The sequence below is a fragment of the Bradyrhizobium sp. CCBAU 11357 genome, from assembly GCF_028128865.1.
Lineage (GTDB): Bacteria > Pseudomonadota > Alphaproteobacteria > Rhizobiales > Xanthobacteraceae > Bradyrhizobium.
The window spans coordinates 82304-103232 of sequence record NZ_LBJW01000110.1 but is presented as its reverse complement, the minus strand read 5'-3'; the positions used below and the strand labels follow the sequence as shown (position 1 = coordinate 103232).

The 20929-nt window shown below is 60.9% G+C and carries 22 protein-coding genes; 10 read left to right on the top strand and 12 right to left on the bottom strand.

Annotated elements, in window-relative coordinates; genetic code table 11:
* The first annotated feature begins 4 nt into the window (after positions 1–4).
* Together XI05_RS30615 and poxB are read left to right on the top strand one after the other, a co-directional pair.
* Positions 5–637 carry a 2-dehydro-3-deoxy-6-phosphogalactonate aldolase gene (locus tag XI05_RS30615; protein ID WP_271508780.1) on the top strand — a complete coding sequence of 211 codons (633 nt, stop codon included), beginning with the start codon at positions 5–7 and terminating at the stop codon, positions 635–637.
* Between the two features lie 109 nt (positions 638–746).
* Complete coding sequence (gene poxB, locus XI05_RS30610; RefSeq protein ID WP_271508777.1) at positions 747–2483, top strand: ubiquinone-dependent pyruvate dehydrogenase; 1737 nt, start codon at positions 747–749, stop codon at positions 2481–2483.
* Between the two features lie 76 nt (positions 2484–2559).
* Here poxB and XI05_RS30605 read toward each other — a convergent pair whose 3' ends face one another.
* Positions 2560–2952, bottom strand: a complete 393-nt coding sequence (locus tag XI05_RS30605) for a hypothetical protein (protein ID WP_271508774.1) — start codon at positions 2950–2952, stop codon at positions 2560–2562.
* 68 nt (positions 2953–3020) lie between these two features.
* A complete protein-coding gene (locus tag XI05_RS30600) occupies positions 3021–3929 on the bottom strand; it encodes a PaaI family thioesterase (protein ID WP_271508771.1) in 909 nt (302 codons plus the stop codon).
* 134 nt (positions 3930–4063) lie between these two features.
* Here XI05_RS30600 and XI05_RS30595 point away from each other — a divergent pair, with 134 nt between their 5' ends.
* Complete coding sequence (locus XI05_RS30595; protein WP_172788450.1) at positions 4064–4384, top strand: hypothetical protein; 321 nt, start codon at positions 4064–4066, stop codon at positions 4382–4384.
* A 182-nt stretch (positions 4385–4566) separates the two neighbouring features.
* On the top strand, positions 4567–5793 hold the full coding sequence (locus XI05_RS30590; RefSeq protein WP_271508768.1) for an LON peptidase substrate-binding domain-containing protein: 1227 nt from the start codon (positions 4567–4569) through the stop codon (positions 5791–5793).
* A gap of 1 nt (position 5794) precedes the next feature.
* On the opposite strand, the gene XI05_RS30585 is transcribed toward XI05_RS30590, so the two are convergent.
* The 4 genes from XI05_RS30585 to XI05_RS30570 all read right to left on the bottom strand — a co-directional run bounded on the left by XI05_RS30585 (position 5795) and on the right by XI05_RS30570 (position 11657).
* On the bottom strand, positions 5795–7270 hold the full coding sequence (locus XI05_RS30585; RefSeq protein WP_271508765.1) for an amidase: 1476 nt from the start codon (positions 7268–7270) through the stop codon (positions 5795–5797).
* A gap of 119 nt (positions 7271–7389) precedes the next feature.
* Entirely contained in the window at positions 7390–8493 is a 1104-nt protein-coding gene (locus XI05_RS30580) for a ring-opening amidohydrolase (protein ID WP_271508762.1), read from the bottom strand.
* A 1335-nt stretch (positions 8494–9828) separates the two neighbouring features.
* Positions 9829–10818 carry a hypothetical protein gene (locus XI05_RS30575; protein WP_271508760.1) on the bottom strand — a complete coding sequence of 330 codons (990 nt, stop codon included), beginning with the start codon at positions 10816–10818 and terminating at the stop codon, positions 9829–9831.
* A gap of 626 nt (positions 10819–11444) precedes the next feature.
* Positions 11445–11657: a hypothetical protein gene (locus tag XI05_RS30570; protein WP_271508759.1), complete on the bottom strand. Its 213-nt coding sequence runs from the start codon at positions 11655–11657 to the stop codon at positions 11445–11447.
* 1165 nt (positions 11658–12822) lie between these two features.
* On the opposite strand from XI05_RS30570, the gene XI05_RS30565 reads away from it, so the two are divergent.
* The 3 genes from XI05_RS30565 (at position 12823) to XI05_RS30555 (ending at position 14029) form a co-directional block, all read left to right on the top strand.
* Entirely contained in the window at positions 12823–12996 is a 174-nt protein-coding gene (locus XI05_RS30565; protein WP_271508755.1) for a hypothetical protein, read from the top strand.
* 66 nt (positions 12997–13062) lie between these two features.
* On the top strand, positions 13063–13473 hold the full coding sequence (locus XI05_RS30560) for an HNH endonuclease (RefSeq protein WP_271508753.1): 411 nt from the start codon (positions 13063–13065) through the stop codon (positions 13471–13473).
* Positions 13474–13528: 55 nt separating this feature from the next.
* The gene (locus tag XI05_RS30555) at positions 13529–14029 is read left to right on the top strand and encodes a hypothetical protein (RefSeq protein ID WP_271508751.1); all 501 of its coding nucleotides are present in this window, start codon (positions 13529–13531) and stop codon (positions 14027–14029) included.
* Positions 14030–14061: 32 nt separating this feature from the next.
* Here XI05_RS30555 and XI05_RS30550 read toward each other — a convergent pair whose 3' ends face one another.
* The 5 genes from XI05_RS30550 to XI05_RS30525 all read right to left on the bottom strand — a co-directional run bounded on the left by XI05_RS30550 (position 14062) and on the right by XI05_RS30525 (position 16608).
* Positions 14062–14406, bottom strand: a complete 345-nt coding sequence (locus XI05_RS30550) for a hypothetical protein (protein ID WP_271508749.1) — start codon at positions 14404–14406, stop codon at positions 14062–14064.
* Positions 14407–14578: 172 nt separating this feature from the next.
* Complete coding sequence (locus XI05_RS30540; protein ID WP_271508747.1) at positions 14579–14761, bottom strand: hypothetical protein; 183 nt, start codon at positions 14759–14761, stop codon at positions 14579–14581.
* Between the two features lie 102 nt (positions 14762–14863).
* Positions 14864–15277 carry a hypothetical protein gene (locus tag XI05_RS30535; RefSeq protein ID WP_271508746.1) on the bottom strand — a complete coding sequence of 138 codons (414 nt, stop codon included), beginning with the start codon at positions 15275–15277 and terminating at the stop codon, positions 14864–14866.
* 365 nt (positions 15278–15642) lie between these two features.
* Positions 15643–16191 (bottom strand): hypothetical protein, encoded by a 549-nt coding sequence (locus XI05_RS30530; RefSeq protein ID WP_271508743.1) that lies wholly within the window; start codon positions 16189–16191, stop codon positions 15643–15645.
* A 138-nt stretch (positions 16192–16329) separates the two neighbouring features.
* Positions 16330–16608 carry a hypothetical protein gene (locus XI05_RS30525; RefSeq protein ID WP_271508741.1) on the bottom strand — a complete coding sequence of 93 codons (279 nt, stop codon included), beginning with the start codon at positions 16606–16608 and terminating at the stop codon, positions 16330–16332.
* 238 nt (positions 16609–16846) lie between these two features.
* Between XI05_RS30525 and XI05_RS30520 the strand changes: the two genes are divergently transcribed.
* From XI05_RS30520 to XI05_RS30510, 3 genes are all read left to right on the top strand, one after another.
* A complete protein-coding gene (locus tag XI05_RS30520; RefSeq protein WP_271508739.1) occupies positions 16847–17440 on the top strand; it encodes an ATP-dependent DNA ligase in 594 nt (197 codons plus the stop codon).
* 321 nt (positions 17441–17761) lie between these two features.
* Positions 17762–19420 carry an Ig-like domain-containing protein gene (locus XI05_RS30515; protein WP_271508737.1) on the top strand — a complete coding sequence of 553 codons (1659 nt, stop codon included), beginning with the start codon at positions 17762–17764 and terminating at the stop codon, positions 19418–19420.
* A gap of 50 nt (positions 19421–19470) precedes the next feature.
* Positions 19471–19968 carry a cupin domain-containing protein gene (locus XI05_RS30510; protein ID WP_271508735.1) on the top strand — a complete coding sequence of 166 codons (498 nt, stop codon included), beginning with the start codon at positions 19471–19473 and terminating at the stop codon, positions 19966–19968.
* A gap of 237 nt (positions 19969–20205) precedes the next feature.
* On the opposite strand, the gene XI05_RS30505 is transcribed toward XI05_RS30510, so the two are convergent.
* Positions 20206–20922: a hypothetical protein gene (locus XI05_RS30505; protein WP_271508733.1), complete on the bottom strand. Its 717-nt coding sequence runs from the start codon at positions 20920–20922 to the stop codon at positions 20206–20208.
* Positions 20923–20929 lie beyond the last annotated feature (7 nt).

The window sequence follows — 20929 nt, the reverse complement described above, 5'->3', positions numbered from 1 at the left end:
AGAGATGAGCGTTCCCTTTCCGCCGATGCAGCGGCCGCTGGTCGCGATCCTGCGCGGCATCAAGCCCGAGGAGACCGAGGCGATCGTCGGCGTGTTGATCCAGGCCGGCATGACCGCAATCGAGATCCCCCTGAACTCGCCCGATCCGTTCCGCTCGATCGGGATGGCGGTTAAGCAGGCGCCATCAGGCGTGCTGATCGGCGCTGGCACGGTGCTGACCACGTCAGACGTCGATCGCCTCAACGAGGTCGGCGGCAGGCTGATGGTCTCGCCCAATGTCGACACCGAGGTGCTGGCGCGCGCGCATCAGCACGGCATGGTGACCATGCCCGGCGTGTTCTCTCCGACCGAAGCGCTGCTGGCGGCGCGCACTGGCGCGTCGAGCCTGAAATTCTTTCCGGCGAGCGTGCTTGGCGCTGCCGGCATCGCCGCGATCCGCGCCGTGCTGCCGGCAGGCGTGATGATCGCCGCCGTCGGCGGCGTCTCCGACCGGAACTTTGCCGAATACATCAAGGGCGGCGTGACCGCATTCGGGCTCGGCTCCAGCCTCTACAAGCCCGGCATGAGTGCAGCGGATGTCGCAGCTCGCGCAGAGGTGACAATTGCCGCTTACGATCGGGCAATTCAGAGCGATTGAACCGACAATAAACTAGCCGTGATCCTGACATAGCTTATTCTGCCATATGGTGTCGCGACGCCGACATGCGCGCATCATCTTATGCGACTGGCTGAATCAGGAGACCGACATGGCGATCAACAACGTGGCCGACCTGTTCGTGGCAACGCTCGAGCAGGCCGGCGTCAAGCGCATCTACGGCATCGTCGGCGACAGCCTGAACGCGCTGACCGAGGCGCTGCGCCGCCGCGGCACGATCGAATGGATCCATGTCCGGCACGAAGAGGTCGCGGCCTTCGCAGCGGCCGGCGAAGCCGAGATGACCGGGAGCCTCGCGGTCTGCGCGGGCTCCTGCGGCCCCGGCAATCTGCATCTGATCAACGGCCTGTTCGATGCGCATCGCAGCCGCGTTCCCGTGCTGGCGATCGCGGCGCAGATCCCGACCGCCGAGATCGGCGGCGGCTATTTCCAGGAGACGCATCCGCAAAACCTGTTCCGCGAATGCAGCCATTATTGCGAGCTGGTCTCGGACCCGAGCCAGCTGCCTTACGTGCTGGAGAATGCGATTCGCGCGGCGGTGGGCTTGCGCGGCGTTGCCGTCGTCGCGATGCCCGGCGATGTCGCGTTCCGTAGTCCCCCGAAGCGCGCGCTGTCGACGACGCGCAGCCTTGCGCTGGCTTCGCCACAGGTCGTGCCGCAGGCGGATGAGCTGAAGGCCCTCGCCGATCTTCTCAACGGCGCCGAGCGCATCACCCTGTTCTGCGGCCGCGGCTGCGCCGGCGCGCATGCGCCTTTGATGCTGCTTGCCGAGACCTTGAAGAGCCCGATCGTGCACGCGCTCGGCGGCAAGGAGCATGTCGAATACGATAACCCCTATGACGTCGGCATGACCGGCTTCATCGGCTTCTCCTCCGGCTACGCCGCGATGCATGCCTGCGACGCGCTGGTGATGCTCGGCACCGATTTTCCGTACAAGCAGTTCTTCCCTGATGATGCGAAGGTCGCGCAGATCGACATCCGCCCGGAAAATCTGGGACGGCGCTGCAGGATCGATCTCGGGCTCGTCGGCGACGTCAAGCTCACCATCGAGGCGCTGCTGCCGCTGCTCAAGACGAAGACGCAGCGCAAGCATCTCGACGCCGCCGTTGCGCATTACAAGAGAGCCCGCGAGGGTCTGGACTCGCTCGCCAAGGGCACGCCGGGAGCCAAGCCGATCCACCCGCAATATCTCGCCAAGGTGATCAGCGACCATGCCTCCGACGATGCCGTCTTCACTGCCGATGTCGGCACGCCGACGGTGTGGGCGGCGCGCTATCTCGACATGAACGGCCGCCGCCGCCTGATCGGCTCTTTCGTGCACGGCTCGATGGCCAACGCCATGCCGCAGGCGATCGGCGCGCAGGCCGCCCAGCCGGGGCGCCAGGTCATCTCGCTCTCCGGCGACGGCGGGTTCACCATGCTGATGGGCGACCTGATCACGCTGACGCAGGAAAAGTTGCCGGTGAAGGTGGTCGTCTTCAACAACGGCGTGCTCGGCTTCGTCGCGCTGGAGATGAAGGCCGCGGGCTTCGTCGACACCAATGTCGACCTGGAGAACCCGGACTTCGCCGCGATGGCGCGCGCGATGGGCATCTTTGCCAAGCGCGTCGAGGATCCCGGCGAGCTTCCGGGCGCGATGAAGGAGATGCTGGCGCACAATGGGCCGGCGCTGCTCGACGTCGTCACCGCCAAGCAGGAGCTGTCGATGCCGCCGACCATCACGGCCGAGCAGGTCAAGGGCTTCAGCCTCTGGGTGCTGCGCGCGGTGATGAACGGGCGCGGCGACGAGGTGCTGGACCTCGCGAAGACGAATCTCTTGCCGCGGTGATATCAGCTGGCGCGGTGGTTCACCTCTCCCGAAGGGAGAGGTCGGATCGCATTGAAAATGCGATCCGGGTGAGGGGTTAAGGTTTCGCCGGGTGCTGCGGCCCCTCACCCGGATTGCTGCGCAATCCGACCTCTCCCCGCTGGGGAGAGGTGAAGGTCTGCCAGTGCAGCACGATGCCGATCAGCAGCGCCGGCACGAAGCCGAGCGCGATCAGGAAATGCGGCAGCTCCTTCGGCGAGATGAAGGCGATGGCGATATCGGAGATCAGCCACAGCGCTGCGAACATCACCGCAAAATCCGTTCGCGGGCAGCGCAAATAGTAGAACACGGCGGTGACGACGATGGCGGGTCCGATCGCGATGCCGATCATGATCGCCGTCAGCTCCTTCGGCGTCAGCGCGTCGAGCACCATCGACGCCAGCAGCCAGAGTGCGGCGAACATGGCGACGATGTCGAGCGGATGCCGCAATCCAATTCCTCTCGCGAAGCGCGCGCTATCGTTGTGGCCGGACCTGCGGCCGTCAAGTCAAAATGAGCTTATTCCTCGTCGCTTCCAGGCGTCGGACGCAGCATGAAGTGACCGAAAGCGGTGGCGATCGGCCTCACAGCATCGTCCTGCCAGGCCCGCGCCTCGAAGGCGACGATGCGTCGGCCCTGCTTCACGATCGAGACGTCGGCAAACGTGTCGAGCGCGCGGCCGGAGCGCAAATAGTTGACGGTGAGGCCGATTGGCTTGGGCGGTGCGGCAGCGCCGAGCTCGCGCGCCACCCCGATGATGGCGGTGGTCTCGAGGAAGGCGCCGGTCATGCCGCCGTGGATCGCGGGCAGGATCGGATTGCCGATGATCTGCGGCGAGAACGGCATCGTCAGCGTGCCGTCATCGTTGATGCGGATGCCGAGCGCCCGCGCGAACGGGCTGCGCGCAAAGGGCCCGTCCGGATCCTCCGGCGCCTCCAGCGTCGGGATGCTGCGCGCATCCATCCGGCGGTCGGCGAGCATGTTGGTGCGGTTGGCACCGATCATGAAGCAGGCGGTTGCGGTCGCGACCGGATCGTCTTCGGACTCCTGATAGGCCGTGGAGCGTACGAAGGCGATCGAGCGCGTGGTGCGGTAGCAGACCGAATGCGCCTTGATGTCGAGACCAGGCGTCGCCGGCTTCTGGTAGTCGATACGCAGATCGAGGGTTGCGATGGCGCGCGTGCCGTCGAGCGCAAGTTGCACCGCCATGCCGCAGCTCTCGTCCAGCATCGCAGTGACGACGCCGCCGTGCAGCACGCCGGTCTCGGTGTCGCCGACGAAGACCGCACGGTAGGGCAGGCTGGACCAGGCCTCGGCCGGCGCGAAGCGGTCGAGCTGGAGCCCGCTGATGTGGCCATAATCGGAGCGGCGGTCCTTGATGGCCTCGGCGAGTTCCTCGAAGGCAAGCGTGGTCGGTAAGGTGTTCATGGGGACGTTCTAGACCAGTGCCGGGCCGCGCAAAACCCCGAATGAGCCACGCCCGGGGCGGTTTGGTCTCGACAGGGCGGGCCGAAGCGCCGATGGTGGGCGCTTCGTTCGTCGATGAACTGCAAGGAGCGCCCATGGCCGACCCCGAAACGCCCGCCACCAATCAGGGGCCCGTCACCATTTCGAGCTCCAGCTCGGAGCGGGCGCCGATCATCTATTTCGACGGCGCATCCTGCTTCGGCCACCACAACGGCGCGATCCAGATCGAGCTCGCCGCGAACCTGTTGATGCCGGTCGGCGCCGCCGTCAGGGTCGACGTGGTCCAGACCGCGCACTTACGTTGCAGTGTGGCTGCGGCGCTGGCACTGCGCGAAGCCCTCGACAAGGCGCTGGCGATGTATCAGCAGGGTCAGAAGCAGCCGGTGGCGGAGGAGATACCGGCAGTGAAGAACTGAGATCGCAATTGACAGCAAACTTTCTTTGCGCCACCTTTCGCGCAGGTTGATACGACCTGCCGGTTGCACCCTCCGTGGAATGGTGAACGTATCGAGCCCTGATCGGCCCCCTTTGCCCGAGCGACCGGGTCAGCAACGCAACCACCTGACACACCTGGATCGCTCATGCAGAGGACGAACCGATGCGCGATTTTCGCGATGCCAAGGCTATGGCGCACACCCTGCGCGAATCCCTGACCACCAAGGCCGTCACCATCAGCCACAGCGAAAGCCTCGAGCTCGTATCGAGGATGCTGGGTGTTGCTGACTGGAATACGCTCTCAGCGCTGCTTCACGCCGAACGGCGTGACACGGCGGCGCCGGTCGCACAGCCAAAGACCACAACGGCGCTCTATCCCGCTGTTCCGCTCCGCGATCTCGTTCCGTTTCCAAATGCGACATATCCGATGTTTGTGGGCCGAGAGAGCTCCTTCCAGGCCCTGAACCAGGCGTTTGAAGGCGGACGCGAGGTCGTGCTGGCGGTTCAGAGGGAAGCGGGCGTCGATGATCCCCGATTTTCCGACGTCTACGACATCGGTATCGTGGCCCAGCTGCTCGAACTCGAACCGCTCGCAGATGGCACTTTCAGGGTGCTGACGCGGGGACTGCGGCGAGTTGAGCTACGCGGCTTCGCTAGCGAATCGGCCGCCTATTGGGCTGAGGTGGTCGACGTCAGCGAGGGAGTTGCCCGCAATGCAAGGGATCTCATCCAAAGGATCTATCAGCGCTTCCAGGATTACACGGCGGTTCACGGGATTATTGTGCCGGATATCTGGCTGTTCTTTGATCAAACCCGTGATCCCGGACAGATCGCCGATATCGTTGCGACGCGGATGAAGTTGCCGATCAAGGACAAGTATGAGTTGTTGGCAACGCTCGATCCCATGACACGGCTCGAGCGGATCGAAGCATTGCTCGACCTGCCGCAGCGCCCGGTTTCGGCAAATTACGTGGCCACGAAACGACGGGCGCTCGATCATGCTGACCGGCGTCGCCATCAATACGCGACGCTCGAGCATCTGCTGCTCGCCCTGACCGATGATGCGGACGCCTCCGCCGTGATGAGCGCCTGCGACGCCGATCTTGGCAAGCTGAGACAAAGCCTTACGCAGTATCTCGACAATGAGCTCAAGCACATCGTGATCGAGGGCGGAAGCGCCGTGCCTACGCCGGCGTTCGAGCGAGTCGACCAGCGCGCCGTGCTTCACGCGCAGGAGGTGGGCAATCCCGCAGTGACCGGGGTCAATGCGCTCGTTGCTCTCTTTCCGGAGATGCGAAGCCCTGCAGCCCGCATGCTCGCCGATCAGGGCGTGTCGCGCTTTCGCGTAGACAAGGCCGTTGTGCGATTGGCGGGCAAAGAGAAAGGCTAACTCACGTCTTCGTCACATGCACCTTCGCGGTCTTGCCGCCGTTCCACTTGCCGTCGAGCGCGCGCTCGATCTGGGCGGCGAGCTGCAGCAGCAGGCCGTCATTGGCCTGCTTGGCGATCGCCTGGATGCCGAGCGGCAGGCCGTGGTCCTGCGCTGCCATCGGCATCGAGATCGCCGGCATGCCGCAGAGATTGGCGAGCGGCGTGAAGGCGAAGAAGCGCCAGAGATTGTCGAACCAGTCGCGCACATCGGGGTTGTCGGAAATGGTGAGATATTCCCTGGTGCCGACCTTCGGCGTCGGCAGCGCCGTGATCGGGGTCAGGATCACGTCCCATTGCTCGAAGAAGCTGCCGAAGCCGCGCGAGGTCGTGTTGAACACGGCCTGCATCTTCGCCCGCTCGGCGAAGCTGGTATGGCGCCCGGCTTCCCAGATGCGGATGTTCATCGGCTCGATCAGGTCCTCCGGCGGGCTCGTGAGCCCGCGCGCGGCGAGCATGTTGGAGATCACCACCGCGAAATTCGAGATGTAGCAGGTGGTCTGCGCCTCGAAGGCGGCGGGGAGGTCGATCTCCGGCAGCGCATAATCGACGTGATGGCCGAGGCCTTCGAGGAAGCGTCCGGCCTTCTCCAGTTCAGTGGCGATCTCGGGCGTCGCGGTGTAATTGCCCCATGTGTGAGACAGCGCGATGCGAAGCTTTGCCGGGTCGCGTTTGATCATCTCGCAATAGGGCTGCGCCGTGGTCCAGAACGGCATGAACTCGCCGGGCGCAGGACCGCGCGCATGATCGACGAAGGCGGCAGTGTCGCGCACGCTGCGCGACTGGCAGCCCTGGATCGAGACGAGGCCGGTGAGATCGGACATGTGCGGCGCCAGCGAGAACACGCCGCGCGAGACCTTCAGGCCGATATTGCCGTTGACGCCGGCGGGAATGCGGATCGAGCCGCCGCCATCGGTCGCATGCGCGATCGGCACCACGCCCGCGGCGACCATCGCGGCGCTGCCCGCCGACGAGCCGCAGGTGGTGTAGTCGGTATTCCAGGGATTGCGGGTGACATAGACGGCGGGGTTGTCGGCCGACGAGCACACGCCGAATTCCGGTGTCGTGGTGCGTCCGATCAGGTTGAGCCCCGCCTGGCGGAATTTACCGGTGAGGAACGTATCGGCGCTCGCGCGATTGCCGCGCATCAGCAGCGAGCCCATCTCCTGCAGCCGGCCCTTCATGGTCGGCCCGAGGTCCTTCATCAGGAAGGGCAGGCCGGCGAAGGGACCTGCGAGATTGGCGCCGTCCTTGGCGGGATCGGCGATCACGTCCTCGAACAGCTCGACCACGCCCGACAGCGCCGGATTGACCTTGGCAACGCCGGCGGCGGCCTGGCGCGCCAGCTCCTTCGCCGTCAGCTCGCCCTTGCGGACGCGTCCCGCCAGCGCGACGCCATCGTGCTGCGCCCATTCATTCCAGCTCATCGGCAAAGTCATGAAGTCAAAGTCCCCTTAAGGTGCGGCGTCACCTTTTTCGCAAGGGACCGCGTGAATCAACCGAGCCGCCGCGAGGGGCAGGGTTGCATGGGACGGAGAGGTCGCAGACGAAGGCCGTATCAATCCGACAGTCGTGCGATCACTGCAACCGGTCCGCCACCGGCGGGCCCCTGATGCTCGGCGCCGCCGGAGACATAGACCGTACCGGTGCCGGCGAGACCTGCAATCAGGCCGCCGACCGCGGCGCGGGCGTGGCGGGTCGAGCTGATGTCGGTGTCCTCCAGCATGGTGTGGCGAAAGCCGCGCACGCTGCCGTCAGGCGAGGCCTCCGCCTTGGCGAAGATGTTGACGAGCGCGCGGCCCGGCTGCGGATTTGCACCAAGCCCGACGCTCTCCAACGCCGCGGTCACCGCCGCCGCATCGATGGCATCCTTCATCACGGCATGCCCGATCTCGAACTCACTCGCTGAAGATACCGAGTTGCCGAGCACGATGACGACGTTGTGCATCAGCTCGATCCCCGACGAGGTCGAGGCGACCTTCGAGAACAGGTCGTAGCGCCGCAGCACGTCCTCGTCCCTGATGTTGGAGGCGATCTCGCCGAGCGCGACCGCAACGCCGAGCGCGGAGGCGCCGCGCGAATAGGCCATCGAGCTGTAAGAGCTCGTCGTCGCGGTTGTGTTGCCGCGCGCATGTGCCGCCGCGACGCGGTCGCTGGTCAGCAGCGGGCACTTGATCTGCACGAAATGAACATCAGTGGGATCGCCGATGCCGGCATCCGCCATCGCAGCCTGCACGGCCTTGGCCGTCTCGGTGATTTGCGCGGAGCGCCCGAGCTCTTCCGGCAGAAAATCCCGCGTATGCGCCATGCCGATACTCAGGCGCTTGCCGGACAGGCCTGCCGGGCGCTCGGCTTCACGCCGCGTGAACACCGTGATGTGCGGGCTCAGCACGCCCTCGGTGCCGCCCGACATCACGAAGGCGATGCGCTGCTCGACGGCCTCCGGCGACAGGCCGAGCTTGGGCGCCAGCGCCGTACAGAGCGCGGCCACCGCGTACTCCCGGGTAAAATCGTTGACGCCGCCATTGCCTTCGGTCTTGCCCAGAACGGCAAGGATCGAGTTGGGATCGATCGCCCCGGAGCCGATCAAGTCCATCAGGCCGGAGACGTCGCCGGGGCCCCTGGTGGCGATCCTGAAGACGCCGACCGATGTCGTACGCATGATTGGTCCTTGGAATTCGGTGGTCCGGCGAGCCCACCAGCCGTGGAACGGGGGTGATGTCAAGACCGTAGCCCCGACGGAAGTGCGTAGGGCGGATTAGCGAAGCGTAATCCGCCTCTTCTGTCTCCGCGGGGATCAAAGCGGCGGATTACGCCTTCGGCTAATCCGCCCTACAAGATCTTGCGTTGCCCGACGGGCAAAACACCCGATCGGCTGGTCAATCCGCATGCGCGAAAATATTCGCCTTTACAGAATTTCTGATTTGTCGCATTCTCCCGCCACCTCATCCCGGTCAGAGGGGCGTATCGCGATCGTCACGAACGTGGGGTGAGCCGTGGTGGACGCTAGTTACACCGGCGCGAAGGGTTTTGCAGGGCGGGCAACCGTGAGCGAAATACCTCGCGCACACGACCGGTGTGATCGGCGTACGGCAAAACCGTGTCGTCCTGGCGCCCGGGGTCTGTGCGTCAAGTCTTGCGGTGATGTGGCGGCCCAACCGGGTGCGCGCGTCAGTTATCGGCAAGGCGACGGGGGCAATAGTGCATCGCTCCCCGGGGAGAGCTCGGCATAAGCCGTCAAACCACTGCGCAGGGCTTCGCAATTGGCAAAAAGCAAAGGTAAATCAACGCGATTTGCCTGGTGTGTCCTCGTTCGTGTCCCAATCCGCTATGCCTGAATTTTTTTCGAGAGATATCGAGGAAACTTGGTGTTCGTCCGTCCGCGAGCCGCCGGCCGAAGGCGCCGCCTCGTCAATGCAGCAGTCGCCGCCGGAGCTTCCTGATCAACTCCCGAAGACCGGCTGCGTACTGCTCAAGGTTCTGCAGCGCCTCGTCCAGCGACCGCCTGCGCGGCTTGGGTGCGGGCTTTGGTTTCGGCCGGGGTGGCGCTCTGTCATCCGACGAAGTCATGACCGGATCGTCGCGATACGCGGTTTTGGAAGGCTTGAGGTGGATCAAGGGTCCATTTACGAAATCTGATCAAGCTTCCACCATGAACGAACACAGGGCGGCCCAGCGTCGTCGCATATTCAAGGCGGGGACGATTGAATCCGTCGGCGGTGGCGGAGTCGAGTGCACCTTGCGGAATGTGTCAAGAGACGGGCGCGCAGTTGGAAGCCGTCTCACCGTTCCACATCCCCGACCGCTGAAGCGCACACAGCGTGGCGCGGAGGTGCGGCCGACATTTCGAGAGTGAGGGCCGACGCGCGAACATGGTGTACCGTGTCACACGATGCGTTTCCAGCCACCATTATCACTTGTGTCACGTGACAGGGTTGAAAAAGACCGCGCGTCGGGTCCGTCCACCCGATCCGCGCGGTCTTCACTCACAAGCTGCTCAACGCGCCGTGATTTGTGGTGGCACCAGAGCGGAGACAGCAAGCTGCGCGACAGAAGGGGCCAACTCGCCTCTAGAGACTTTGCCCTTCAGATAGTTGCTGAATTTGCCGCCCTCGATGTAGATATCCTGCAGCCATTCTCGGTATGCACCCAGAGCAGCTAGCGGATAGCACCACGATTCTTGCGGGTTTGATTTAGATTGCGGATGGCTATCGGGATAGTGGTGTGGATACTTCTCGCGCTCGCCGTAGATCGCCTCAAGCTCGTTGTCACACCAGTGCTTTGACCAGTGCTGCCCAATCGAGATGTCCACTACGTTCTTCTCGCCGATGTCGGCACCCGCGATGATCAATTCATAGATCACTGTGTGAGCCTCGTTGAAGACGTGAAAGAATCCCTTCGGCGCGGATTGGAAGTTCAGCGCGATGCGTTCGTGCCACTTATCGAACTTCCTCGACCGAGTCGGATCGTAACCGACTTGACGGAAGATCATCTCGCGCAGCTTTGATCCGGCAAGAAGCCTGAAATTGTCGCGCGCTTCTGGCTGGCAATTCGTGCCCGCGTCGAACGCGTAGTATTCGAGGACGGCAAGGCAAATCTCGGCAGGGTAGCAGTACTGGACTTGCCCGCCGTGGATCACCTCCACATGCGCCGACGGCGACGTGTAACCAGCTTTGGCCAAGGTCGTCTTGATGAGCTTGATGCGGGGCTTGTCGTCGTCACCCCACTGGCTGCTGATTGTACCGATGTGCGCGTTCTGCACTCCACAGAGTGCAGCAAGACCGCGCTGATTGAGGTAAGGCGTACCGTCAGACAGCACACCCATTCCGATGCCGTTGACGTCGGCGATTTTTTCGATCCCAAGGGGCAAACTGGACTGTACCGGGGTGATTTCCTTTGAGCCGATTCTAGGTGCCAAGACCTTGATCTTGTTGGCGCGCAGGCTGATTTCCTCGGTGGGCTTTTTCGGGGGAAACTCAAAAGACACGTGAATCAATCCTTCTTTGGATGTGACCACGGCGCACTGGACTTTATGTGCAGTAACTGTACAACGACTCTTGACAAGGGGAGTCGGAATACGGTTTGCGCCGTGGTCTAGGCTTCAACATGAAAGGCGGCTTCCGGTGACACGGGGCCGCCTTTCGGCTTTGTGCTATTCAAGCTGAAACGAGAGCCGTTACCGGACCGTTCCTCAGGCCGTTTCGAATCAGCGCGAGCACATGACGATCATTGGACACCCGGGTGCCAACTCGACGCAACGCACATCGTAGGCACTCGTGAACTTACGAACAGGCACCTGCCTGTTATCTGTGCGAATCTTTGTCTATATTGGCTCGTTTTCAGACAATGTCACTTGGTCGCAACATCCGGGCGTTTCCGGGGATCAACCATTAAGCGCTGCAGCATCGATCACGCGCCACGCAGCTCTGCCGCCTCGCCACAAATCCAGATGTTGCTCCCAGTCCGGGGGCTCGCTTTCGCATGACCGGCGACAGATCGAACGCCTGCAAACCGAGGGCCCGATCAAGCTGAGTTGAGACAGGGCTATTACGTTCGCAGCTTGCGGGTCACCAAGGAGCGGATGATCGGTTGAGCACGAAATGACTTGGGTAGTTAGGTCTTCGCCGCACCATCCATCTGTGCCAGCCCAGCCTCGATCACGATGATATCTTCCTCGATCTGCTGAATGGTTGTCCGGCAGTCAAAGTCGGTGCGCGCCTTCAGGTCCAAGGCCAGCTTCCGGCGCTGCATGCGCAAATCGTCGAGAGCCCTCCTATCGTTCAGGCTAACGTATCCGTTCACAATAAGCTCGATCGCGTTTGGCATCCCTCGCCCCTAGTCCCCACCCCGCAACGCTTAGCCCGCGACACTCTTCACTACGGCATCCCTTCGCAGATTGTGTCCGGCAGCGGTCAAATGGGACCCTATGATGAGACCGAGCCGCCTTAACGTCTGGAGCGCAACAGGGTCACAGAGTTCGATCGAAAGTCCGGCTCCCAACACCGCAATGGTGCGCCGTTCATCGCTGTCGAGATCAGCCCATGAGATGTCCATCACGCGGCTCCGCGCTAAAACAATTATCTAAAACCCAAACGCGTGCCTGATTTGCCGCAGCATAGCCGTGGCCGCGTCGGTGTACCGACGTTGGTAGGTAGTAATCGACCTGCGCTGTGCTAATCAGCGCGACAACTGCAACTGTGAAGCCCTTAAACATTGGGCCTCTCCTTCAAGAGACCGCCAACTGGGCGTATCGAAGTATCAAACGTTCTCGGAATGCGCTGCGGTATATGGCGACGTAATACAGCGAATGGTGACAGCGACCAGTAACCAGTTCCTTAACGGGTGCGATGTGCGGACGCGGGCGCGAGGGCGTAGACGTTGGAACGGCCGTCGCCCCGATGTGCCGAATATTGCTGACCGGCGGGCCGCCTGTGCGCAGCCATAGGGCAAGCCTCAGCGCACGAGCATCAGGCTCGGTCCGGGCTCCATGCTGCAGACCACAGGGACTGGTTAGTCGGGTAAGACACGCCGGGCATCGGCTCTAAGGTGACGACGTAGACCTCCCGTAAATTTCCCAAGTGTCGGTCATTATGCTTGCTGGTTAACTGGTGCGGATCGAGCGCCGCATCATGAAAACACCAAAGCCAAAGCAATGGGCCGACCAAGAGGTCCGGCGATTAGTCAGGCTCGCCCGGCGAGGATTTGGCACTCGAGGATAGCCGCCGAACTCGGCCGCCACGCCGGATCGGTGAGGCGCATGGCGCGAATGTTGGGACTGCTGTTGAAGAAGTAGCCTGCCCAAAGGCCCGGAACGGTCTGGCTGATGCCCCCATCTTTCGACCCCCACAAGATCGACGCGGCATCCCGTGCTGCACTGCGAACTTCGTCGCGGCTCCGCGCGGCGCCCGTAATTTTACGGCCGTTGCACATCCGCGATCTTTAGCATCTACTTCAGATAGATTTTATGACGATACTTTTTCGATGAGGACGCATGAGCGTCAAAGCCTTGATGGCGGCCATTCTCCGAGACCAGATGGCCGTGCGCGGCGTGAATTCGCTATCAGCGGCGGACTACGAGGAAATCGTAGAACTCTTGATCGAGCAGATCAGGGAGCTTGAGCTTAGTTTGGCTGTTCGAGAAATTACTGACAAGCACGATCCATAGTTTGGGAGGGTGTCCCTTGCCCGCATATCCTGTACGGCGCATAGCTTGGCTTCAGGGAGCTACAGTATGATCAAGAGAGTGCGGAACCAAGGCGAGGCTAGGCAAATTGCGAAAGCCGCGTATCCCTATCCGGGGTGCTGCTTGTGCGGCCAGACTATCGGTCAGGAGCTTGCCCATCTCGATCACGAGGCTTCTAACAACGATCCAGAAAACCTCGCGTGGCTTTGCAATCACCATCACTGGATGTACGACGTTGGTCTGTTTTCGCTTGCCGCGTTGAAGGTACAACGCGCTCACTGGCAAGAGATGAAGGGTAAGCGAACAAACGCTTTCATGAAAGACGCTGGCAAAAAGGCCGCGGTTACGCGAGCGGCAAACGCCGCAGCGAAGTTGCGTAGCGAGGCCGCTCGCAAGGCTGTTGCGACCCGGAGAGCTAATGCGTTGAAGGCTGGAAATGTGCAGCCCCCAAAATCTTAGCCGCGCGCGGTTCGCAGATCACGATCAATCGTCACACTTCGGGATGCGGCTAAAAATGTTGGACGTTGAGTTTATCCGGGCGAGCTATCGTCCAGACCGAATTACCACGCTGTTCGTCGGTGAGAGCGCGCCTGCCAGCGGCGAGTTTTTTTACTATGGAAACAACGCCATGCTGCGACATATGCAACGCGCCACAGAGGCGGTGCTCGGCGAAGGTGGTGATTTTCTTGAGCGCTTTAAAGGTTACGGTTGGTACTTAGATGATCTGGTGCTGACGCCGGTTGACAAGTTGCCGCCGCTTGAACGTCGAGCGACATGTCTCGCTGCCACCGACAGCCTGAGAGATCGTATTGCCGTCTATCGCCCTCTTGCTATTGTCTCCGTGCTCGTCAGCATCAAGGGAATTGTTGAAGCGGCCGCAAAGGCCGCTGAGAGCAACGCCAAGGTCTTTGGCGTGCCATTCCCGGGCATGGGCCAGCAAACACGCTTTCACAACGAAATGCTCAAAATAATCCCTCGGCTCCCGCGGAACGGGATCACCGACGACGCGCAGTAATCCAAAGCTGATCCGATGTCTGAAACGTCAGGTCATCCTCGCCGTTTAAGTCCGCGGATTTGCCGCTCGACCTCGCTCCTCGAAGAGTCGTTGTCGAACCGAGCGATTGGTTTGCCCCGGCGACTCTCCTCGCGAAACTCAATCTGTTTCAGATTGCGGTTATACCCGCCCCAAACGCGGCGTTCGCCGAACTCGGCCCAACCACTGCCCGTCAGCCCGCCAGCGTATTGGTGCCCGTAAACGCTGTCCGCATGGTCAAAGACCGCCCGGATTACAACAGGGGCAATTTCTTCCACATTCGGAGCATGGTGTCGAACGCGCTTGATGGCCTGTGCGGCAAACTGCCTTTGCTTGGCTGGGGTGTTCAAATGCAGCATCATCCGCTCCCTTAAGCGTTGACTTCTTCCCTCTATAACAAGAATTAGGCTGCAGCACGATCTTCCTTCTGCGTCCCTCGCATCACGATCCGGAGCGCATCATCCGGCAACGGCCGTTGTAGCGCCTTGACCTCTCCGCGTATCCAAACATCGCGCTCCATCGTCCCAGGCCCTATTTCTTCTTCCAAGCCTTGTCTTCCACCAAGGTTCGGTGTGACCGTGTGACCCGCACACGAAGGTCACGTTTGCGCTGCAAGGGTGCCAACGCTTTGAGCACTTCCTCGATCGCGCCTTTCGCTTCTTGAACGTTGGACCCATCCACGCGGTCGATGATAACGGTAACAAGATTTCTCATTATGAAGTCTCCCTGATTGCCTTAGTCTAACCAGGCAGGCTGCGTCCTGCCTGCAAGCCAGCTCTTGCTTGATGCCTCTTATACGCTCTCCAATCGCTTTTCTCACTGCTCACCCGGCCACCAATGCGATGGCGGATCGCTTGCAGAAATCTTGGTCCGCCGCAACGCAACCAGATGGCTCCGCTTATACGGATAACGCCGTACCTCCGAACAATCCTTGCAACGCATGTACCGCTCCAGCTCATGGATCGGCGTCGTCTTCGGTCGCCGTACAATATCCAGCGCGACGGTCTGATGGGTGTCGCACCCAAAGCACTTCACTTCGAGATACAGATACCCAGCGTTAAGGGCATCCCCGAGCGCTGGCGACGGCTGGGCCGGTCCTTGGAAGGCAAGCATGCGCTTATTCCAGGCTTCGCAGGCAAGCCGGTCGGCGACCTTGCGGGCTTCCATCGCCCGCTCTGCCGACGCGCGGACTGAGGCGCCATAGATGCTCTCTCGTGACTTGGTACCCATGAGCATATGAAAGCGCGGCGGCGGCCGAGACGCAAATTGTCAATCTGTTGGGGATGGTACCGGGGATGAGCTACCCGCAATCGTGGGTGTGGATATGTCCGCTGTTACAGGTGAACCAGACTAGGCCCATGAGAGCTTGGACCGCTGCTTTTGACCCTGGCTGTGTGAAAACTAAAAAATCGAAACGCCGCGAAGAATGGTATTTTCCAGTCCCACCCCTAAGTTTAATCCGCTTCCGAATTGAGCGACTAAAGCGGCCTTGGACGAATAACTTCTTCTATCACGATTGCGCACGTTGGCGTTTTCACACAGCCAAGACCCACAGCGGACCTTGGTCAGCCTGTCCGCGTCTCCGCTGCCATAACTCAGGAGGGCCGTCCGGATTGCTTAATGCGCATCTCAGTCGCCCACTCCGTCAGGCACTGCTCGGCATACCGCAGGCCTTTATTGACCCGCTCCAAGCGGTCCCGTCCAGCATCGCTCTCGGGGCCTAACGCAATGGCTTCAACGATGTATTGCCCGGCCGTCAGGAGACCCTTGCTTACCTCGTCGAGAGCGAAGATGCAGTCACGTTGCCGAGTTTGAGCTTCCTCGGAGCCGGGCTTCACCTTCTTTGCGATGGCCAGTTGAGCCGCTGCTCGAAGAGTTAATCGGCCATGCAGGCTGCACAACTGTCGCATGTGCTCTGGCGCGCTGTGCAGGTCGAAGCGGTTGAATAGTTCCAATATCTGGGCATTCCAGGAGACGAGTTCAGCAAGCGCCTTCGCCACGGCACGGGCACCGGTCTCGGTTAGCGCGTAGGCGCTTGTTACGCCTGGTATGGAAAGCGCGTCCGCCGTGATCCGCTGTGTCCAACCTGCATGCTCCATCTGCGACCACAGCGCATCGTTGGCGCTGCCTACTGACGTTATCATCGTGCCTCCGGGACAAGCCGCAGCGCCTTCATTGACGGACAGATCGCCCGCCGAAAGGGTCGCCAGCCAGAGGCGAAGCTGAAGGCTGTCAAATGCTGCGGAGCTGCGAGGGTTGCTCAAGTCGGCCCTATTGGTTGCCTATACGGGGTAGCGCCATTTCAACGCGCGCCGCAAGAAAAGCAAAGCCACGATGATCACAAAGGCGGCGAACCAAAGGAAAGCTGGAACTGGCGATTGACCGTGAATGTGGGCGATGTACAGCACCAGCGCTAGAAGGATGGCAACCAGCGCGTTCGACATCCAGTACAACGGTGAGCGCAAAATTCCTGTTGCTGCGAGTTCAGCGGTATGTTCGTGCGCTCGTGCTACGCGCCACCAACAATAGCCGAAGAACGCAAGGGCAATGATCCAGTCCATCCCCAGCCTGTTCCCATATAATTTTGTAAATAGTGTTGTTCAAACGGCTCAAATTAGCTGCATCAGACCAGCTTGCGGCCGAACGCCAGACTTCGCCTATTGGCCCGAAGGCGAAGAGGTTCGGAAAGCCGCATAGGTCCGCTGATCGGTCTGGAGCGGACTTCGGTTGCACGGCGGCTGATTTGGTTCCGGCATTCGGAACCCTAGCGATCAGGCGGAATGTGCCTATTTTTCCCGCATGCGTTCATTTGAGTTTTGCCTGCCGACCAAGGGCACTACGGTCCCGGACGGCGCCGATTGGCTGCATGAAGTAAAGTATGATGGGTACCGTCTCCGCCTAGAGCGCGATGGCGACCGCGTGCGCCTGATCACGCGCGGCGGCTACAATTGGGCGAGCCGTTATTCATGGATCGTGGAAGCCGCTCGTAAGGTCCGTCAGAAGCAATTCGTGCTCGACGGCGAAGCGGTCGTGCTCGGCGTCGATGGCATCTCAGATTTTAACGCGCTGCACTCGCGCAAGCACGATCATGAAGTGCAGTTCTGCGCCTTCGATATTCTCGCCGAAGGCGGTGACGACCTCCGCATGCTTCCCCTGTCAATGCGAAAGACGAACTTGGAACGTCTGCTTGCGCGGCGCCCTGAAGGCGTCTTCGTCAATCCCTTCGAACGCGGCGAGCTTGGGCCTGATCTGTTTCGAGCGGCCTGCAAGCTAGGACTTGAAGGGCTGGTATCAAAGCGGCGCGACCGGCCGTATCAGGGCGGCAGGACCAAGCACTGGATCAAGGTGAAGAACCGGCAGCATCCGGCGATGGATCGAGGCGACATGTTTTGACGCGTCTTACCCTAGCACTTCCCTCGGAAAAGAAGATCGCAGAGGTTTTACATCGACGCGAGATCACGCCGTAGGACTGCGACGTTGGGCCGCGTAGTGGATACGTCTCGTCGGCTTATGCTCGAATTCTGGGAGAGCTGCCTACCCTCGGGTTTAAGCCCGACATAATCGGCCGATGTGCCGAAAGATTTCAATCTATGGGCAGTCTTGTGCCTTCGGCGAGCACGATTTTAGTGCCGCACCAGTTACGCTTCGGAATTCCTTGCAGAGCGAAGGCAGGACTTTAGTGCCTGCCCGACTATGCCTTACAGGAGGGCCGACATGTCGTATGCGTACACTACCATCGATGATCCGTTCGCCACCGGCGGCACTTTTCCCGACAGCATCAACGCCTCGGGCCAGATCACCGGGTATTACATAGGGGACGGCTACTATCACGGCTTCCTCTACAGCGGCGGCAGCTACACCACCATCGATTACCCGTTCGGAACCAACACTTTCGCCTTTGACATCAACGCCTCGGGCCAGATCACAGGGTCTTACAACGACAGCAGCGGCTCCCTGCACGGCTTCCTTTACAGCGGTGGTAGCTACACCACCATCGATCCGTTCGACGCGATCTACACAGATGCCCGAAGCATCAATACCTCGGGCCAAATCGTCGGGTTCTATCAAGACAGCAGCTTTGTCGTGCACGGCTACCTCTATAGCGGTGGCAGCTACACCACCATTGATGATCCGTTCGCAACCAGCGGCACTACCGCCCTGGACATAAACACTTCGGGCCAGATCACGGGCTTTTACAACGAAGGCAGCAGCACCCACGGCTTTCTCTATAGCGGCGGCAGCTACACCACGATCGACGTTCCGTTCGCCACCATGACCATTGCCCAAAGCATCAACGACTCGGGCCAGATTACTGGCTACTACTTCGACGGTACCGGCGGCAGCCACGGCTTCCTCTACAGCGGCGGCAGCTACATCACCATCGACCCTCCGTTCAGCATCCACGACACATTCACCTATGACATCAACACCTCGGGCCAGATTACCGGCTATTTCGGCGACAACGGCGGCTTGCGGCAGGGTTTCCTCTATAGCGGCGGCAACTACACCACCATCGATGATCCGTTCGGAACCAACGGCACCTCCGCCTTCGGCATCAACGACAATGGTCAGATCGTTGGCTCTTACACCGACAGCACCGGCTTCACGCACGGCTTTCTCGCAACACCCGTGACCAACTTACCCCCAGTCGCGAAAGACGACATCGCCGGCGTAACAAAGGGGAAGGTCCTCACCGCCAATGCCGCTCAGGGCGTGCTCGCCAACGATACCGACCCGGACACCGACGCCTTGCATGTCAGCGCCGTCAATGGCGTAGCCGGCAATGTCGGCCATGCACTGGCTGGCGCTTATGGGACGCTGACGTTGAATGCTAACGGCAGCTACAGCTATTCCACCGCGAAGGGCGGCAGCGCATCACAGGGGCTGCCGCAGGATAACTTTACGTACACGGTTGATGACGGGCATGGCGGTACTAGCACGGCCACGCTAACCGTCTCAGTCATTGGCAACGGTCAGACTTATGTAAAGGGGACGGACGGCAATGATACGCTGTCGGGAGGTGCGAAAGGGGCCGTTCTTGATGGAGGCACCGGCAACGACACACTCAAGGGCGGAAACAGCGCCGACGCGCTAATCGGCGGACGGGACAACGACACCCTTACCGGCGGCAAGGACGCGGACACGTTCGTGTTCAACTCGAACTTCGGCAAGGACGTGATTACCGATTTCAAGCCAAATGCGGATCACATCCAGATTGATGATGCCTTGTTCGCTAACTTCGCGGCCGTGCAGGCTCATGCGGTCAATGACGGGCAAGGTAATACAGTGATCACGTATGATGCGAACGATACTATTACATTGACCGGCGTCGTTCCGTCTCAGCTACACGCGAATGACTTCTTCTTCGTGTGACTAGCTCGTGGCGAGTGAAAAGAGAAGGAAGCCACAAGGAGGGAAAGGAAATGAGGCGATCAATCGTATCATTTGCTGTTGCTTCTGGCCTTGCTGTCGTAGCAGCAGTACAAATCCTACCGGCGCTGCACGCCGCCGAGATGCAAATGAAGCCTCCAGTCAATATGGAAGACATAAAGTGGGGCCCAGCTCCGCCGACCATCCCACCCGGCGCGCAACTCGCCGTCATCGCTGGTGACCCCAGCAAGGAGGGGCTGTTCACGATCCGGCTCAAGATGCCAGCCAACTACAAAGTCCCGGCCCATAATCATCCCACGGACGAGTTCGTGACGGTCATCTCAGGTGACTTCCGAGCTGGTCTCGGCGACAAGCTCGATATGGAGAAGGGGCAATCCCTCAAGGCCGGAGCTTTCGTCGAAATGCCAGCAGGCATGAACCACTATGCCTGGACCACGGAAGAAACCGTGGTTCAGATCGCTGGACCCGGGCCGTTCGCTATCAACTACGTCAACCCTGCCGATGATCCGAGCAAGCAGGCCACCAAATAGCGGCTGAGCGAGAAGCAGAGATCAATAAATTCGGATGGCTGGGTCGCCACATTCTATCTCAGCTTCGCGCCCAAGAGGCGATGTCTGACCGTCAACGAGTACGCGACAAGGCCCCGACGATGTTGCACGTCGGGCCCTTCAAGATCATCGGGCTGGGTACATCCGCCGTGCCTTATGATCCTTGATATCGCCGATTACCGCATCTGATCTGGTGCAGATCATGGCAAAGCTACAGCATCAGCGTGAAAATGTGGCACGAAAGCGCTGGGCCGCCAGCTCGCCTTTGCGCCACTCGCGGCGCCGCGCCTGCTCAGCAGCTAATTGAAGGCGCGCGTGGGTGCCAGCGATCACGTCGTCGATCTCAGCGCCCGTCAAGGTGCGACGGATCTTTAACACGATGCTTAAGGCCATGATGATAGGCGCATGCGGGCGCAACAGGTCGTGCGCCTGTTGCTCGCAGAATGCCAGAAAACGCTCGACCGCGTCCGCCGACTTGCAGATCAATGATGCGAGCGAGACCGCTTGCTCAACATCGCTCACGGACGGCACAGGCTCGCCCGGCAGAAGCATGCGCTCTGCGACCGATGCCGCAGCCAGCTCGATGCAACGGTCGAGCACATGCAAGTACATATCGGCGGCGTCGCCGCGAGCCTCGCCGTTCTGCGGCATCAATTCCCGCAAGTTGTCGCACAAGTCTGGCACGGTGTCGGCGTCGTCATCACTGCCGAAGGCGACGCTGTGGCGCGGACCCCAGACGAGACCCCCGTACTTGCCATTCGGATCAGGATTGATTGTCGCGCCGCCGAGCGGCTTACCCAGCAGGCGTGCGGCCACAGCGTGGCCCGCTTCATGAATGGCAATGCGCTCGTCCTCTTCTTCGGTGCGGCCAAGCTCGGCGAGCATATCATCGTACTCGTCATGCTCGTTGTCGAAGCCATCGGTCTCATTGTTCATGCTTACA

Excerpts from the sequence above, each read along its gene's own strand:
- XI05_RS30615 (WP_271508780.1), top strand. The coding sequence starts at position 5 with ATGAGCGTTCCCTTTCCGCCGATGCAGCGGCCGCTGGTCGCGATCCTG.
- poxB (WP_271508777.1), top strand. The coding sequence starts at position 747 with ATGGCGATCAACAACGTGGCCGACCTGTTCGTGGCAACGCTCGAGCAG.
- XI05_RS30600 (WP_271508771.1), bottom strand. The coding sequence starts at position 3,929 with ATGAACACCTTACCGACCACGCTTGCCTTCGAGGAACTCGCCGAGGCC.
- XI05_RS30595 (WP_172788450.1), top strand. The coding sequence starts at position 4,064 with ATGGCCGACCCCGAAACGCCCGCCACCAATCAGGGGCCCGTCACCATT.
- XI05_RS30590 (WP_271508768.1), top strand. The coding sequence starts at position 4,567 with ATGCGCGATTTTCGCGATGCCAAGGCTATGGCGCACACCCTGCGCGAA.
- XI05_RS30585 (WP_271508765.1), bottom strand. The coding sequence starts at position 7,270 with ATGACTTTGCCGATGAGCTGGAATGAATGGGCGCAGCACGATGGCGTC.
- XI05_RS30580 (WP_271508762.1), bottom strand. The coding sequence starts at position 8,493 with ATGCGTACGACATCGGTCGGCGTCTTCAGGATCGCCACCAGGGGCCCC.
- XI05_RS30570 (WP_271508759.1), bottom strand. The coding sequence starts at position 11,657 with ATGCCAAACGCGATCGAGCTTATTGTGAACGGATACGTTAGCCTGAAC.
- XI05_RS30565 (WP_271508755.1), top strand. The coding sequence starts at position 12,823 with ATGAGCGTCAAAGCCTTGATGGCGGCCATTCTCCGAGACCAGATGGCC.
- XI05_RS30560 (WP_271508753.1), top strand. The coding sequence starts at position 13,063 with ATGATCAAGAGAGTGCGGAACCAAGGCGAGGCTAGGCAAATTGCGAAA.
- XI05_RS30555 (WP_271508751.1), top strand. The coding sequence starts at position 13,529 with ATGTTGGACGTTGAGTTTATCCGGGCGAGCTATCGTCCAGACCGAATT.
- XI05_RS30550 (WP_271508749.1), bottom strand. The coding sequence starts at position 14,406 with ATGCTGCATTTGAACACCCCAGCCAAGCAAAGGCAGTTTGCCGCACAG.
- XI05_RS30540 (WP_271508747.1), bottom strand. The coding sequence starts at position 14,761 with ATGAGAAATCTTGTTACCGTTATCATCGACCGCGTGGATGGGTCCAAC.
- XI05_RS30535 (WP_271508746.1), bottom strand. The coding sequence starts at position 15,277 with ATGGGTACCAAGTCACGAGAGAGCATCTATGGCGCCTCAGTCCGCGCG.
- XI05_RS30530 (WP_271508743.1), bottom strand. The coding sequence starts at position 16,191 with ATGATAACGTCAGTAGGCAGCGCCAACGATGCGCTGTGGTCGCAGATG.
- XI05_RS30525 (WP_271508741.1), bottom strand. The coding sequence starts at position 16,608 with ATGGACTGGATCATTGCCCTTGCGTTCTTCGGCTATTGTTGGTGGCGC.
- XI05_RS30520 (WP_271508739.1), top strand. The coding sequence starts at position 16,847 with ATGCGTTCATTTGAGTTTTGCCTGCCGACCAAGGGCACTACGGTCCCG.
- XI05_RS30515 (WP_271508737.1), top strand. The coding sequence starts at position 17,762 with ATGTCGTATGCGTACACTACCATCGATGATCCGTTCGCCACCGGCGGC.
- XI05_RS30510 (WP_271508735.1), top strand. The coding sequence starts at position 19,471 with ATGAGGCGATCAATCGTATCATTTGCTGTTGCTTCTGGCCTTGCTGTC.
- XI05_RS30505 (WP_271508733.1), bottom strand. The coding sequence starts at position 20,922 with ATGAACAATGAGACCGATGGCTTCGACAACGAGCATGACGAGTACGAT.